This window comes from Rheinheimera baltica DSM 14885, assembly GCF_000425345.1.
In the GTDB taxonomy this organism is placed as follows: domain Bacteria; phylum Pseudomonadota; class Gammaproteobacteria; order Enterobacterales; family Alteromonadaceae; genus Alishewanella; species Alishewanella baltica.
Genome location: NZ_AUDG01000078.1, coordinates 1 through 14899, shown reverse-complemented (window position 1 = coordinate 14899; position 14899 = coordinate 1). Strand labels below are relative to the sequence as shown.

Genomic DNA, 14899 nt, shown 5'->3' with positions numbered 1-14899 from the left:
CCTTAACTCGGCGAATAGCTGCATCAGAATGCCTTTTTTAGACCACAAGTTAAAACGCCGGTAGATGGCGCTCCAATCTCCAAAAGTTTCTGGCACATCGCGCCATGGGCAACCGACCCGCATCCGGTACAAAATGCCTTCGAAAGTATTTCTGTGTTCCGGTTTGTCATAAATGCGGCCTGTTTTAAGCATCAATCTGATTAGCTTTGACCAGCACTCGTCTGTTAACATTGTCCTTGGCATGATGGGTTGTCATGGTTAGTTTTTGGCGAAAGTAATTGTACCAGCCCATCATGCTGTCTAATAATCCATCTCGAAAGATCAACAAGCCCTAGTTTTGTTTTTCTCCATGCATAGGTTTTGTTGTAATTGCCAATCTATCGTTGGCTATTACCCGAGTTAAATTCCCATCGTAAATAGCTACATACTTATCGGATATAGCTACAATTTCACCTTCAAACGACTTTCCATCTTTAACGATCGTCGAACACCTTGAATCAGCTAACCTACAAGATACAAATTTACTAATTTCTTTATTAGCATTCTCCATACCAGAGGAATAGCCAGAAAGCACTAGGAGGACGGCTACTGTCATAACGCTGACTAAAAATATTAGAATAGAAATGAATAGCGAAGTTAGCACCGTGGGAATAACTGCGATATCAAAATGTTTATGGTTCCTAATTTTCTCTTTCAACGTATCTATTTTCCCATAAAATTTGGTCTTTAGTCGGTCAAGAACTACGATAGTGTAGTGGTCTAATAAAACCGGACACCATTTTAGGTGGTAAGATTACCACGTTAGGAGAGGTGTTCAATGGCAAAACAACGTCGTACGTTTTCAACAGAATTTAAGCGTGATGCTGCAGGTCTGGTGCTTGACCAGGGCTACAGTATTGCACAAGCAGTTAAGTCACTTGGTGTTGGTGAGAGTGCACTTCGCCGCTGGGTAGAGCAGCTTGAGCAAGAACGCGGTGGAGTAACCCCCAAGGCTAAAGCTCTGACGCCGGAGCAGCAGCGGATTCAGGAGCTGGAAGCCAGAGTGAACAGGCTGGAGCGGGAAAAAGCCATATTAAAAAAGGCTACCGCACTCTTAATGTCAGACGAGCTCGAACGTACACGCTGATAGACCAGTTAAGAGAACATGAAGCGGTAGACATGGTCTGTGACATGTTTGATGTGCCCACGAGCAGCTATTACGAGCATAAGCAGCTTAGCAAGCAAATCAATGTTGAGCGCTTAGAGCAGCGTAGTAAAGTCAAAGCCTTGTTTAAAGCGAGCCGGAACTCTGCCGGCAGCAGAAGCCTGCTCGGCATGATGCGTGAGCTGGGTTATCAGATAGGCCGTTTTAAAGTCATGAGCCTGATGAGAGAGGCCGGGATAGCGAGCAAGCAACCTGGCCCTCATCGCTATAAAACAGCGCAAGTTGAACGACCGGACATCCCTAATCATCTCGACAGGGAATTTGATGTCAGCGCACCTGATAGCGTGTGGTGCGGTGATATTACCTACATCTGGGCAGAAGGCCGCTGGCACTATTTAGCTGTGGTTTTAGATTTGTACCGTCGTCGTGTTGTTGGCTGGGCCTTATCGGCCAAACCGGATGCAGAGTTGGCGGTTAAAGCACTGGATATGGCGTATGAGCAACGAGGCAGGCCACAAGGTGTGATGTTCCATTCTGACCAGGGTTGCCAGTATGCCAGCCGCTTATTCCGCCAAAGATTATGGCGTTATCGCATGACTCAAAGTATGAGCCGTCGCGGAAATTGTTGGGATAATGCCCCCATGGAACGACTGTTCAGAAGCTTAAAGTCTGAGTGGGTGCCGGTAACCGGTTATATGAGTAAAGCAGAAGCACAGCGTGATATTAGTTTTTACCTGATGGATTATTACAACTGGCGCAGGCCACATCAATTCAACGATGGTGTGCCACCGGCAAAAGCTGAGGATCTATCTAATTTACTGTCCGGAATTAGTTGACCACTACAATCTAACTCTTTTGACTTCCATTGATTAAGCTCTAACTCTCTAGACTCTCATTCTCTTAGACTTTTGAGAATCTAACTCTTTTGACTTCCATTAATTAAGCTCTAACTCTCTAGACTCTCATTCTCTTAAACTTTTGAGAATCTAACTTTTTTGCGGTCTATTGCTTAAGCTCCAACCAGTCAAGCTGATCTGTACCAGCAACAGTGGACACTTCACTAAGCACTGTTCTTCAATTCAAAATTCTCTGGGCTAAGATAGCCAAGAGCACTATGCCTTCTGGTCTTATTGTAATCAACCTCAATGTATTCAAAAACGTGCTGTCGCATTGTTTCCCGATCCATTATTGGCTCGTCCTGCAGCGCTTCAACTTTCAATGAATGGAAGAAGCTTTCCGCTACCGCATTGTCCCAGCAGTTGCCTTTACGGCTCATGCTTTGTACCAACTGGTGCTTTTTAATCAAGTCACGGTAATCATGCGAGCAATACTGGCTGCCGCGATCACTATGAACGATCACCGATTTAGGGAAGCCGCGACGGAACAACGCCATGTTCAATGCGCTGCACACCAGATCTGCTGTCATACGGTTGCTCATCGACCAGCCAATGACTGCTCGCGAGTACAGATCAATGATTACCGCCAGATACAGCCAGCCTTCACTGGTCATCAGGTACGTGATATCACCGACCCATTTCTGGTTCGGGCCTGTTGCGCTAAAGTCCTGTTCAAGCAAGTTTGGGGCTACTGGCAGCGAATGCTTGCTGTCGGTCGTCACTTTAAACTTGCGGGCCGCTTTAGCCACTAAACCCTGCCGCTCCATGCTGTTCAGTATGGTTTTGATATCCGGTTTCTTGCCATGCTCAGCAAGGTCTACCTGAATACGTCTGGAGCCATTACGCGCTTTGGAATCGTCGAACGCTTCCTTTATCAGCACATCACGCTCGGCACGCTTCACAGCCTTGGGGCTTGGTGTTAGGCCGCTTTTACGCCAGGCATAATACCCACTACGCGACACCTGAAGCACCGCTACCATTCTGATTAACGAGAACAGGTGCTGATGCTCCAGAATAAACTCAAACCGGGCAACTTCAGCAGCAAGCTCCGACTCTCGTTCACTGGTGGTAGACTTTTTCTCCGCCGCAGTACGCCAGTTATATAACTGAGATTCGTGCAGTTTTAATTCTCTGGCAGTGGCTGCAACACCAATCTTATCAGCCAGTTTCAGGGCTTCAGCTTTAAATTCACCGGTATGGGTTTTGCGGATTTTCTTTGTTGACATTATTCACCTCGTTAAGCGATTGTACTCGCTTAGCAAAGTGTCCAAAAGTGTTGGTACGGATCACTAGATTTAAAGCCGAAATATTAAAACGGCACTACTATTGAATGCCGTTTAAACAAGCGTGTTGTGCCAGGTGTTACAAACTATTTAAAAATGCCAATAACGCAGCTTTATCTGCTGATGAAAGGTTTTGATAGTTCACTTTACTGGTTTCAGCTTCACCGCCATGCCAACGAATGGCTTCGTCTATAGTGCGGGCGCGGCCATCATGCAAGTAATTAGCATCTGGGGTGCAGTATTGGTAACCATCCAAGCCAAAGGCATCCCAGCCGGTATTGCCTGCCACACCACCGGTAACACAGACAGATAAGCCCAGTCCCCATAAAGGTGCTGTACGCCACTCGCTGCCACTGGCACCGCCTTCCGCTAAGTTGTCAGCCAATCCCGGGCCCATATCATGCAGTAGCATGTCAGTATATGGCCGGATTGTCTGGTTTCGTAGCTCTGCCAGCGGGTGGTAAGCACTGGTTTGAAAGCTCTCGACATGGCAACCATTGCAACCGGTGTTGCTAAACACGGCCTTACCCTGCAGCACCTGCGGGTTGTTATAGTCACGCTGGCCCCGCACGCCCAGTAATGAAATGTACTTGACCAAATCTGCTAAATGTTGCTGCGGCAATTGCGGGCCTGTGCGGCAATCAGTCTGATTCGCACCGCAATCCGGCTCTGGAAGTACTGATGTCATCACGCCCATATCCGTGTTAAAGGCCGCTGCTACCTGATGTTTTACACTGCTGGTTGCGGCTTTGTAACCGAACCGGCCCAAACGGGTATCGCCGGTAACGGGGTCGATAACCCGATGGGCGCGGCCGGAAATGCCGTCACCATTAGCATCATCCTCATCTTCCAACGCCAGTATGGCTTGCTCCGGTATCGCTTCTAATAAGCCTATACCATTTAACTGGGGGGCAATACGGGCAGAAAACTTCTCCGGCACTGTGCCACTGAACTGATACTGAGGTGTACGTAACCCATTGGCGTAACTGAACGAAGCAATAGATGGCATACCTTCGCCAGTTGCCCCAGCCGTAGCTCGTGGCTGTAAAACCCGGCCCAGCTCAGGGTGAGATAACCCCTGCGCATTACCGACTTTAAACACCCACTTGTCCAACGGAGCACCAACAGCTGCAACCCCTGCCCGGCCATTGCGGACATGACAGCCAGAACAGCGGGCATTGATATAGTGTGAACCGGCTAAGCCAACCATACTGTTAAAAGTGCCATTTTCAGCATTTTCATCGTGATTACCATCCAACACTGAACTATGGTGTACACGCCGGCCCCGCACAAATGGCTGGCCATTGTCGTAACCCAAATTAGTGGCCATTTGCTGAAAATGGCCGTCTGGTTCGGCGGTCATTTGCACATGCAAGGTCGTGTCGCCCCCTAGGCGCGCGCTAACAGGTAAAGGTATAGAGTCACGCTGCAGGTAGCGCCCGGGTTGAAACACCTGTTTGTCGGTGACATCCCACGGCACTATGCCCTGACCAACAATATATAAAAAGGTGGTGCCATAGTAATTAGCGCGACCGCGCGGCAAGGTTGAGGCGTCGAGAAACTGACTGACCTCAAATTCCAGCCTGTCGCCTATCTGAATGGGCCTACCTTCCCGACAGTTATAGCTTTCCTCTTTCCAGTAGTGGGTGTAATCAACCATGTTCATTACGCCGTTACCGCAAAACTCTGCCAGTGTATTTCTACCGATATACCACCAGCGGTTTTCTGCCTGTAAGTCGTCCAGTTTATTCTGCGTCACCACATTCATCCGAATACTGCTACCACCTTTCGCAACATAGTCGACTATTTCAATCGCGGCGGTTCTGTCTTCCCAGTAAAATGTCAGGTAATGATCGTAGGCCTGAAAATGGTTCTCTTTAGCGTGGCGGTCGCGGGCGCGGTCAGAGAAACGTGTTACCAGTGCATCGCCACGGTCATACTGAATGGCGGGTTCCAACGCGGTGGCTCCGCTAAACAGCGGCACCACATTAACTGACGTTAGCGGACAGCCGTTAACATTAACCGGTGTGCCAGCAGGCGTATTAGGACAGTTATCCAGCTCATTGCTTACACCATCGCCGTCACTGTCCAAGTCTGGCGTAGGGTCTGGATCCGGGTCGGGTGTTGGATCTGGATCCGGCGTAACGATATTGCCCAGCGTAAACGTTTGCATCGCCGTATCAATGGCATAGCCTTTTGCGGTATCCCAATAGGTGAAAAAGTAGCTAAGCACACTACCCGGCGCTAACCCCGTTAACGGATAGTTATTCACACCGTTTTGCTGCTGCATACCCACGTTTATCTGGCCAGCGTTATTGACCCGGTAATGCACGTCTGCCCAGCTACCGCTGTTAACATAAAACCGTATACTGTCGGCCCCGGTTTGCGCCACGCCAAATGTGCCGGCGGCTGTGGGGCAGCCATTACTATCAACGGCACTGCCCGTTGGCGTATTGATACACTGGTCCAGGTTATCGGCTATACCATCGTTATCACTGTCAGTGATAACCGTACCACCGCTCTGCCAAACAATATTATCAATGGCAAACTCAAAGCTGTTGCCGGGTAAGGCGCCATCCATACTGGCAATATAAAACATACCGGTTAACGCCTGCAGTGCTATAAATTCGCCACGTAAATCTGATACCGGAATAGTGGCTTCGGCCCAGTCACCATTGCGCACTAAATCATAGCGGCTTTCATAGGCGGGAAAATTCACCCAGTGTTGATTAGTGTAGTCATCAGCAATGCCAATTTTAAAACTCACATTGGCCGGAATTTTTATGCTGAATTTCATCGTGCCATTAGCAAAGTTGCTCATATCGCGCACTTGCCGCGCCTGAATACCGCCGCCAAACCACTGCCCGGGGCTGGTGTAGCGCCAGGCAATGACATTACTGCCCTCCAGCGGTGCTGTGTTACCGGCGGTCACCGAAGCCTGGTTCCAGATATAAATATCTGAACTTACACCGGCGTCCAGTTGATCGGTGGTGGCAGCGTCTGTAAACACACCAAAGCTGCCACTTTGCGGTGGGTTAACGTTGCCATTAAACACTTGTCCCATGCCATTTAGCTGGTAAACCCGCACATAATCTATATACATTTTTGCCGGTAAGGGGGCACTAACCTGAGCATTGTTAGCAGCATCCGTAAAATTGCCACCTACCGCCAGATTCAACAACAGGTAAAATGGCTGCTGCAGTTCGCTTGATTCTTCAGTAATGTTAATCGGCGCATCGTACATATCGTACTCCACACCATTATCCACTACGGTGAAACGTAATTGAGTATCGGTCCAGTAGGTGCGGTAAGTAACAAAACGATTACTCAGTGGTTGAGTGGCGACATAAGCATTGTCGGTTTGCCAGGCGGTCATCGCGGCGCACGATGGGTTTTGTGGCACACAGGCCGCATCGGCGTAAAAAATGGCATTGGCAGCGGTATAGCTGTTGATATTAGCGCCCGGATGTCCGGCGTCTGCTCTGGCCTGGGCCCGATGGCCCATTTCCATCATGTCAATTTCGCCCTTTGCCGGCCAACTGGCTGTACTGGTGCCAAGCATCCACACTGCCGGCCATAAGCCTATACCCAACTCTGGCACTCGTACGCGTACTTCAATCATGCCAAATTGCACCGCCAGTTTATGCTGGCTGTCTACTTTTCCAGAGCTAAAAGCACGACCGCCGATAGCTTCATTGCGGGCCTGCAACACCAGCGCCGTGTTGCCTGGTTCACCTGGTACCGGCTCAATACTTAAGTTATTGGCGCTATACCATTGCAACTCCTGGTTGCCCCAGCCGCAAAGACCCAGCTGGCAACCATCGCCTTCAACCTTATTCCAGGTATTATTATTTACGTTATTAAAGTTATCTTCGAACAGCAGGTTACCAATGACGGGGTTGGTAACATCGGCCAGTACGCTAGACGGCGTCACAAGCCAACACAGACCAAGCAGACTGCAGAACCAGGCGCGCGGTTTAAACCACGTCGGTAAATTGTTAAATTGTTTCATTTGCAAAAACCCATAGGTTGCACATTGTCAAATAAGGGCACAGCGGGCACATTAATTGCCTACCATAGCCCCGACTGGGTTTGCTGAATGTAAAAATGTTTTGAGTGAAAGCTACTTGCAAAGTGGCATCCGGCATTTTTGCAGGCCACGCTCAACCACAGATCTTGCCATCTGCAATTTTATGCTTTGTTTTATCCCGTCCTAAGACACTTGTTTTGCCGCACTTACCTGCTTTGTCCTGTTACCATAGGTACAGACAATATTATTATGTTAATACAGAAATGTAAGCGCTTTCTTAAGCTAGTTGATATCCGTTTTCAGGTCAAGATATCAGGCTTAATTAACAAAAAAACATTATCCATTAACATATCAACCGCAGGCATAAGCCGGTTTAAAGTACAGCGGCATTACCTGCTCATCACCAGCAAAAATACAAATTTCACCCTATTGAAACATCACTACTACGCCCTTATATACCAACTAGTACAAAATAAATGTAGGAACAAAGATGTCTAATACCCTTGATTTACTCAATTGGCGTTATGCCACAAAAAAAATGACACCACATCAAACTGTGCCAGCAGAAAAACTGGACATTATTCTGGAAGCTATTCGCCTAAGTGCCAGCTCAAGTGGTCTACAGCCATATCAGGTATTGGTTATTACTAACCACGAGCTTAAAAAACAAATTCGTCCCGTTGCCTGGGATCAGTCTCAGGTGACCGACTGTTCGCATTTATTAGTTTTTGCGGCTTGGGATAACTACACAGAAGAGCGCATTAACAGCATGTTTGATCTGGTGAACGAACAGCGTGGTTTTAAAAACGAAGGTTGGGAAGCCTACCGGCAAAAGTTGTTGGGGTACTATCCGCAGCGCCCGGCACAAGAAAATTTTGAGCATGCTGCGCGTCAGGCTTACATAGGTTTAGGCTCAGCCTTACTGGCAGCAGCAGAGCAAAAAGTAGATGCCACGCCGATGGAAGGTTTTGAACCGGAAAAAGTAGACGCCATTTTAAATCTGGCCGAACTGGGATTGAAGTCAGTATTACTACTGCCTTTGGGTTATCGTGAAGCGGAAGGCGACTGGCTGGTAAACTTAAAAAAAGTCCGCCGCAGCACGGCAGACTTTATTATTAACCGATAACCGGCCAACGCTAGGTTAAAGCCAGTGCGATGTTAATCACACTGGCTTCAGTTCTAGGTAACGTGTATTTAGCAACACAGTTATCTGACAATTTCCATTTCATCTAACACATTTTGTGCGCCATCTACGTACTGCATTAGCCACAGCACATAACGGATATCAACGTGTATCGCACGGGTAATTTCAGGATTGAAATACCAATCTTTGGTAATAGATTCGTAGGTGGAGTCAAAGTTTAACCCTACCAGCTCACCTTTACCGTTCATTACCGCTGAACCAGAGTTACCGCCAGTGGTATCTGCACTGGTAAGGAAGTTAACCGGCACCGAGTTAAACGCTTTTACGTCTGGCTCTGGACAGCTAAACAGCTTGCAATGCCAGGGTAACTGAGGCTTAGCGGCCAAATTCTGATAAAAATAGCCGGCAGTCTGGCCATTATTGTAGGCATCTACCAGTTTTTGCGGTGCGTTAAACGGATACTCTGCCTGCCGCTTGGCAATTAACCCTTTTACCGACGTAAACGGCGTTTTATAAACACCATCCACCGCCGGGTAACCCTCTACCGAGCCGTAGGTAATACGTAGCGTACTGTTGGCATCTGGATACACCGGTTTACCCTGCGCGTTGTTATACGCGATAACTGCCTGCATATAAGCCGGACGCACCTGCGACAGCTGGCCACTTAATGTTTTTTCCTGCTGCACTAGCGCTTTATTTTTTGCATATATCGCAACAGCAATACGAATAAACGGGTCTGTACTTTGCACAAACTCTGCTGGTGCCTTGCCTAACCAGTACTTACGCCCTTCTGTCGTGGTTAACTGGCTTTGCGGATACAAGGTGGCAAGCTTTGCGCTTACTTCAGCTTGGCTCATACCGGCGCTCACAGCTAAAGCGGCATCTAGTTCAGCGACACGCACCGCATCTGGTTGAGCTAAATACTCTGCCACCTGCTCTGACCAAATAGCAACATCCATCGCCGGATCAAAACTTTTCTCCATTCTGGCTAAACGGCTTTCAATCATGCTTAAATCACGTTGCTGATACCCCATGTCACGCTCAGCATCTGGCTTTTCGCTTTCTATCGCCAGCCGATACAAGGTCATCGCCGCTTTTAACATATCGCTGCGTTTGGCATTATCAAAGTAATAAGTTTGCTGACTATACGCTTGCTCTGCATCAATCACCTGCTGTAGTGCACTAATGCTTTGCTGATAGGCGCTGCGACTGGCGTCGGCATTTATCCAATCAAGCAATGCTTGCTCTTGCTGTTGTTTAATGGCATGAATATCAGTAACACCGAACCCATCTAGCAAACCCTGCAGTTTTTTCATCCTGTTATTCAGGCTTTTAACGGTAGAGGCATACTTTACTTTTAAGTCGGCATCTTTCGCACTGAGGTGATCAATGGTATCAATGATTTGTTGATAGGTTTTTACCTGCGCCGGATATTGCCAATTAGCAGCAAATGCAATTTCATCGGCTAATCGATAACGACTGGTACGCCCCGGATAACCGGCCAGCAAAATACCATCGCCCTGGCGAACACCGCTGGCATTAACCGTTAAAAAATGTTTACTTTTATAGGGTACGTTATCAACCGAGTAAGGTGCAGGCTTTCCGTCTTTGCCAACGTAGCCACGTATAAAGGTATAGTCACCGGTATGGCGCGGATACTCAAAGTTATCAATATCTCCACCATAATTGCCTACAGACTCTGATGGTGCATAAACCAACCGCACATCCTGCAGCATTAATTGTTTAATCTGAAAATATTCTAAACCATGATGAAAACTGACCACCGAGCAGCGGTAGTTCGGGTCGGCTTCACAGCTTTTAATCAGTGCTTTACGGTTTGCTTCAATCGCTTCATAACGTGCACTGCCGCTAAGCTCTGGCGCTAATGCGCCCGCAACCTGCGCCGTAACATCGGTTACCGCTTCAGTAATATATAAACGCTCCTGCGCACCGGCTGGTAATTCTTCTGACAGCGACTTGGCTAAAAAGCCTTTTTCAATCAGGTTATTGTCTTTCGTTGAGTTGTTTTGAATCGCGTTATAAGCACAGTGATGGTTTGTTATTACCAAGCCATTAGGCGAAACAAAAGACGCTGAGCAGTAGCCCAAACTGACCATAGCGTTCATCGGGTACTGGCTTAAATCAGCCAACTGCTTGCCCGGAATTTCAATGCCTTTGGCAGTTAATTCGTCTTGTAACTGCGCCATTTGGTAGGGTTGCCACTGGCCTTCATCGGCCACAGCACCCAGGCTTAAGCCTAGCACGGCAGCAATCATTAGGGTTTTGGTTTTCATGCGCATTCCGTAGTTCCGGTTATTTTCATTATTGTCGCGGCAAATTATCCATGTTGCGCCCGTTAGCGCAACCTCGATGTGTTAAGTGCGTTCAAATTAGGTTAAGTCGCCACTTAGCCAACAGACAGTCAAAACCAATTAAGGTAAGCTTGACGCAATTTTTTGCTGCAGTTTAAATAGGTAGGTTAATTAAAGTAGTAGTACGCAGTTTACTCACCGGCCTTACCATAGTACTGCCACTTATTATCAGCTTGGAGTTATTACGCGGGTTGCTACAGCTGATACTAAGCGGCGGCCTTGGCAGCAACAAAGCGCCCGGCCATCGCCACCAGCAATAAGCTGCTACCCCAGCAACATCCACAGCGCCACACCAAACATCAGGCTGGCGCCGATGCGGTTTAAATACTGCACCCGGTTGGTTTTACTGAAAAACAGCGCCAATGCTTTGCCGCCGCTGGCGTACAGCAGCATAGAGCCAAATTCCAATAAGATAATAATAACTACCAGCACCAGCAACTGCGGCCAAAACGCCAGTTGGCTATCAATAAACGGCGGCAACAGCGCCATATGAAAGGCCCAGCCTTTGGGATTAGACACCGCGGTAATAAAGCCCTGACTAAACAAGGTGCGCCGCGCAAGTTTAGCCGGTAGCTCGCCCGGTTGCGGCAACGCCAGCTTGCCTTTAGCGCGCCACATTTGCAGGCCTATGTAGCCGAGGTAGCAGGCGCCGGCAATTTTAAACCACTGAAACACCGCCGGAAATTGCAGCATTATCGCCGCCACGCCGCATACCGCCAGTATTGCCACCAGCGCTACGCCGAGCATTTCGCCCCACATCATCCACAACGTACGCCGTACACCCTGGCTCATGCCCAACGTCATCGCCAGTGTCATGCACATACCCGGCGTCACCGAGACAAATAAAAATGTCGGAATAAATGCACCCAGCAGGGCCAGATTAACCATAACCACCTCAACAGCAAATTAGCGCTATTCTGGCTGGTTGTATCAGCGCCAGCAAGGGTTTTGGGCAGGGTATTTAGTGCGATAACCGCAGCCATAGAAAAACATTGCTATCAAATTTTTGCAGCACCTGTCGAAACCATCCCCGCCGCTTCGACTAAGCTGTGATACGTCAAACTAATGCGTTTTACTCAGGAGAAGCAAAATGTCAGGTAATACCGTAACACTGCACCGGGTAATGAAAGCCACACCAGAGCGGTTATACCGCGCTTTTTTAGATGCCGATGCTCTGGCGAAATGGTGCCCGCCGCATGGTTTTACCGGCAAGGTGCATAGCATGGATGCGCGGGTGGGCGGCGGTTATAAAATGTCATTTACCAATTTTAATACCGGCCAAAGCCACAGCTTTGGCGGCACTTATCTGGAGTTAAAACCAAACGAGCTAATTCGCTATAACGACCAGTTTGATGACCCTAACCTGCCCGGTCAAATGCTGGTAACCATTAAGCTAAAACCATTGTTGTGCGGCACTGAGCTGACTATTGAGCAAAGCGGCATACCAGAGGCGATACCGCTTGAGTTTTGTTATGCCGGCTGGCAGGAGTCGCTGCAACTGCTGGCACTGCTGACCGAGCCGGAAATACCGGATAGCCCATAACAACGCGAACGGCGGCGCTGGCCGCGCCGCTATCGCTGCTTTAGCCTTAACTTAAGCTGTCTGCCTTTTCTACGCCGATAAAGCGATATTGCTCGGGTGCAGGTTTAAAGCTGTGCTCGGTAAAATACATCATTGCCTCGTATAAATGCTCTGGAAGCGCCGGGTTATAATACGCGTACATTTGCTGCGCCAATTCATCTTCAATTAACGCTTCTGTCAGCATCAAAAAGATTTCACCGGTCAGGCCTTGATAAGCCTCATCCAACATCATCTGGCTTAAAAAGCGGTTTTGCATGGCAAGGTGCTGCAGTACCAGCTGCTGCACGGCTTCTGCTTGCACCGGTAGGGCAAGTAACGGCAGATACTGCGCTACCCAGTTATCAAACTCCTCTGTCAAATGCTGTGATTGCGCGGCACTTACATTACCCATTGCCTGTAACGCAGTTTCGTACTCGCCAGGTTCTGAAAACTGGTTGGCAAAATCTTGTTGCCACTGTGCCGCTTTATCCTGCGGCACAGTGCTAAACAGGATTTGCATATTTTGTTTCCCTTGTGCAATTGTCATAGCTACCTCAATGTTGTTAATCATCTGCTGAGTTGCATCGAGTTTGCTAAGCAGTAAGGCATGTTGCTGCTGCAATGCGTTTACAGCGTCAAAGTCTGCTGCCTGCATCATGTCGCGGATCTGCTCCAGGCTAAAATCCAGCTGCCGGTACAGCAGAATTTGCTGTAGCTTTGCCAGATGCGGCTCTGAGTAACAACGATAACCGTTGTCCTGCCGCCGCAGCGGCGTCAGTAAACCTATCTGATCATAATGATGCAAGGTTCGCACACTGACACCGGCGAGCTGACTCACCTGACTAACACTAAACCACTTTTGCACGCTGCTGCGCCTCCGCCTTACTTAACTCACTAACCCGATGCACTAAGCCTGAGCTATAACGTTGCGTTAGGGTCAAGTGCTATGATGATTTTTTTAACCTAACATAGCAAAGATAAAAAACGGCTGGCGCTTTATGCAACTTACTAAAGTGAGAGAGTCAAATTCACCAATGTACATTCACATTGCCAGATTGTACAAACATTGGTACCATCCTTTTATTCCGTTTCAGATGTGGCAGTTAAAGAACGGTATGTTGAAAAATAGGAGAGCAACCGAATATGAACATTCTTACTGTTAGCGAAGCACGGGCTAACTTTAAGGCGGTTATTGATACTGTACTGGATACTCACGAACCGACGTTAGTGACAAACCAGCGCTCTGGTAATGTTGTGATGATTTCTCAGGAAGATTACAACGCCATGCAGGAAACGCTGTACTTACTCAGTACGCCGAATAATGCAAACCGTTTGCGGGAATCGGTAGCACGCATTAAAGCTGGCGCCTTCGAGGTGAAGGAACCTTTTTTAGATGAGCAAGAAACTAACTAAACCCGGTGTTGCCTTTGATGCACACGCCTGGGATGACTACCAATATTTTAAGCAGTACAACAAAAAGCTAAGTACCCGTATTGATGAGCTGATCAAAGAAGCCATGCGCTCACCACTGGAAGGTAAAGGCAAACCAGAACGGTTAGTAGGCGACTTCGCCGGCTTTTACTCACGCCGGATAGACCGCGAGCACCGCTTGGTTTACACCTACATAGATGGTTATCTGGTAATAGCGCAGTGCCGGTTTCATTATTAATAATCGAAGCAAAATAAGCTACAAATGAAGCTTTTTTTGCTTCGATTGTAGTTACAAGCTTCAGCGATTACGAAGTGCTTAGTTGATGAAGTCCGGTCACTCAGGGAACAAACAATCAATCACACTGACACCGTTGATTCCAGCACCAGAAAGCGAAAAGCCCCGATGATACTCACCGAGGCTATGACGCCGACCAGGCACCCCCAATCCACTTGGCAGAAAGTGTATTGGCTAGTTGAATGCATTTCAACAGCACCGCTGCATTTAGCTGGCCTCAAGCAGTAACGTCATGTTTTTTCAAGTTGCGCATCCATCGGTTATGTTCTAGATTGGGTATTCGGTACAACCTGATAAATATTAAGAACTTCAATTACTTTTGAAACTAGTTCTTTGTTGGCCAAAATAACGAGAAAGGGATGTCAGATTGACATTAAAGCTGCTATCGCTACGTGGCGACAGCTGTATCAGTTAATTTTGATCTGACCCTGAGGGATCCCCACGAATTTAGCCCCCGCATTCAATGTTGTAACTCGTTGTATCTAGCAAGTGTTTGCAGTGGCGCAAGGTACTGCGCCACTGTGTTGTTGTAAACATTACCTGCTTTGCCACCGCTCTTAACCCCAAGGTATGAAACGATAAGACACGTTTATCCCGATAGCTGTTTGCCTGGAACCGGCGTTGCTGATTGGCTACGGTCAGCCCAACACCCAGTAATATCAGCACTAATGAAGCTAAATTGCTCAGCAGCAGTAACAAGCTTATTCGGTGTATTTTTGTACTACCGTTTTTCTCGAATCCCA

12 protein-coding genes and 1 pseudogene are annotated in these 14899 nt (G+C 48.0%); 5 read left to right on the top strand and 8 right to left on the bottom strand.

All coding sequences use genetic code 11. From position 1 onward, the window contains the following. Positions 1-243, bottom strand: a 243-nt coding sequence (locus H595_RS0118125; RefSeq protein ID WP_156885929.1) for a transposase, incomplete at its 3' end; no start/stop codon positions are given. Positions 244-331: 88 nt separating this feature from the next. Next, positions 332-697 (bottom strand): hypothetical protein, encoded by a 366-nt coding sequence (locus H595_RS0118120; RefSeq protein WP_027672457.1) that lies wholly within the window; start codon positions 695-697, stop codon positions 332-334. A 120-nt stretch (positions 698-817) separates the two neighbouring features. Here H595_RS0118120 and H595_RS0118110 point away from each other — a divergent pair. After that, positions 818-1980 (top strand): IS3 family transposase gene (locus tag H595_RS0118110; RefSeq protein ID WP_156886021.1). Its coding sequence is split into 2 segments (ribosomal slippage): positions 818-1073 and positions 1073-1980, totalling 1164 coding nucleotides; the frame shifts between segments, so codons are not numbered across the junction. A 224-nt stretch (positions 1981-2204) separates the two neighbouring features. Here H595_RS0118110 and H595_RS0118105 read toward each other — a convergent pair. Further along, positions 2205-3266: an IS3 family transposase gene (locus H595_RS0118105; protein WP_084153644.1), complete on the bottom strand. Its 1062-nt coding sequence runs from the start codon at positions 3264-3266 to the stop codon at positions 2205-2207. 136 nt (positions 3267-3402) lie between these two features. Continuing rightward, complete coding sequence (locus H595_RS0118100; protein WP_051219978.1) at positions 3403-7335, bottom strand: di-heme oxidoredictase family protein; 3933 nt, start codon at positions 7333-7335, stop codon at positions 3403-3405. A gap of 508 nt (positions 7336-7843) precedes the next feature. Here H595_RS0118100 and H595_RS0118090 point away from each other — a divergent pair. Beyond that, positions 7844-8479, top strand: coding sequence for an NAD(P)H-dependent oxidoreductase (locus H595_RS0118090; RefSeq protein ID WP_027672451.1), 636 nt, complete (start codon positions 7844-7846; stop codon positions 8477-8479). An 80-nt stretch (positions 8480-8559) separates the two neighbouring features. Here the strand turns inward: H595_RS0118090 and H595_RS0118085 are convergent, their stop codons facing one another. Together H595_RS0118085 and H595_RS0118080 are read right to left on the bottom strand one after the other, a co-directional pair. Beyond that, entirely contained in the window at positions 8560-10791 is a 2232-nt protein-coding gene (locus H595_RS0118085) for a S46 family peptidase (protein ID WP_027672450.1), read from the bottom strand. Positions 10792-11133: 342 nt separating this feature from the next. After that, positions 11134-11757, bottom strand: coding sequence for a LysE family translocator (locus tag H595_RS0118080; RefSeq protein WP_027672449.1), 624 nt, complete (start codon positions 11755-11757; stop codon positions 11134-11136). A 202-nt stretch (positions 11758-11959) separates the two neighbouring features. Here H595_RS0118080 and H595_RS0118075 point away from each other — a divergent pair, with 202 nt between their 5' ends. Beyond that, positions 11960-12412, top strand: a complete 453-nt coding sequence (locus tag H595_RS0118075; RefSeq protein WP_027672448.1) for an SRPBCC family protein — start codon at positions 11960-11962, stop codon at positions 12410-12412. A 46-nt stretch (positions 12413-12458) separates the two neighbouring features. On the opposite strand, the gene H595_RS23600 is transcribed toward H595_RS0118075, so the two are convergent. Beyond that, positions 12459-13295, bottom strand: coding sequence for a MerR family transcriptional regulator (locus tag H595_RS23600; RefSeq protein WP_051219977.1), 837 nt, complete (start codon positions 13293-13295; stop codon positions 12459-12461). 278 nt (positions 13296-13573) lie between these two features. Here H595_RS23600 and H595_RS0118065 point away from each other — a divergent pair, with 278 nt between their 5' ends. Both H595_RS0118065 and H595_RS0118060 read left to right on the top strand, forming a co-directional pair. Further along, complete coding sequence (locus tag H595_RS0118065) at positions 13574-13843, top strand: type II toxin-antitoxin system Phd/YefM family antitoxin (RefSeq protein ID WP_027672447.1); 270 nt, start codon at positions 13574-13576, stop codon at positions 13841-13843. Continuing rightward, positions 13824-14099, top strand: a complete 276-nt coding sequence (locus tag H595_RS0118060) for a Txe/YoeB family addiction module toxin (protein WP_027672446.1) — start codon at positions 13824-13826, stop codon at positions 14097-14099. The genes H595_RS0118065 and H595_RS0118060 overlap by 20 nt, the downstream gene beginning before the upstream one ends. 504 nt (positions 14100-14603) lie before the next feature. On the opposite strand, the pseudogene H595_RS24300 reads toward H595_RS0118060, so the two are convergent. Beyond that, a pseudogene (locus tag H595_RS24300) lies at positions 14604-14899 on the bottom strand (hypothetical protein); the annotation flags it as partial.

Coding starts and splice junctions, on each gene's coding strand:
- H595_RS0118065 (WP_027672447.1), top strand. CDS start 13,574: ATGAACATTCTTACTGTTAGCGAAGCACGGGCTAACTTTAAGGCGGTT.
- H595_RS0118085 (WP_027672450.1), bottom strand. CDS start 10,791: ATGAAAACCAAAACCCTAATGATTGCTGCCGTGCTAGGCTTAAGCCTG.
- H595_RS0118080 (WP_027672449.1), bottom strand. CDS start 11,757: ATGGTTAATCTGGCCCTGCTGGGTGCATTTATTCCGACATTTTTATTT.
- H595_RS0118105 (WP_084153644.1), bottom strand. CDS start 3,266: ATGTCAACAAAGAAAATCCGCAAAACCCATACCGGTGAATTTAAAGCT.
- H595_RS0118100 (WP_051219978.1), bottom strand. CDS start 7,335: ATGAAACAATTTAACAATTTACCGACGTGGTTTAAACCGCGCGCCTGG.
- H595_RS0118075 (WP_027672448.1), top strand. CDS start 11,960: ATGTCAGGTAATACCGTAACACTGCACCGGGTAATGAAAGCCACACCA.
- H595_RS0118060 (WP_027672446.1), top strand. CDS start 13,824: ATGAGCAAGAAACTAACTAAACCCGGTGTTGCCTTTGATGCACACGCC.
- H595_RS0118090 (WP_027672451.1), top strand. CDS start 7,844: ATGTCTAATACCCTTGATTTACTCAATTGGCGTTATGCCACAAAAAAA.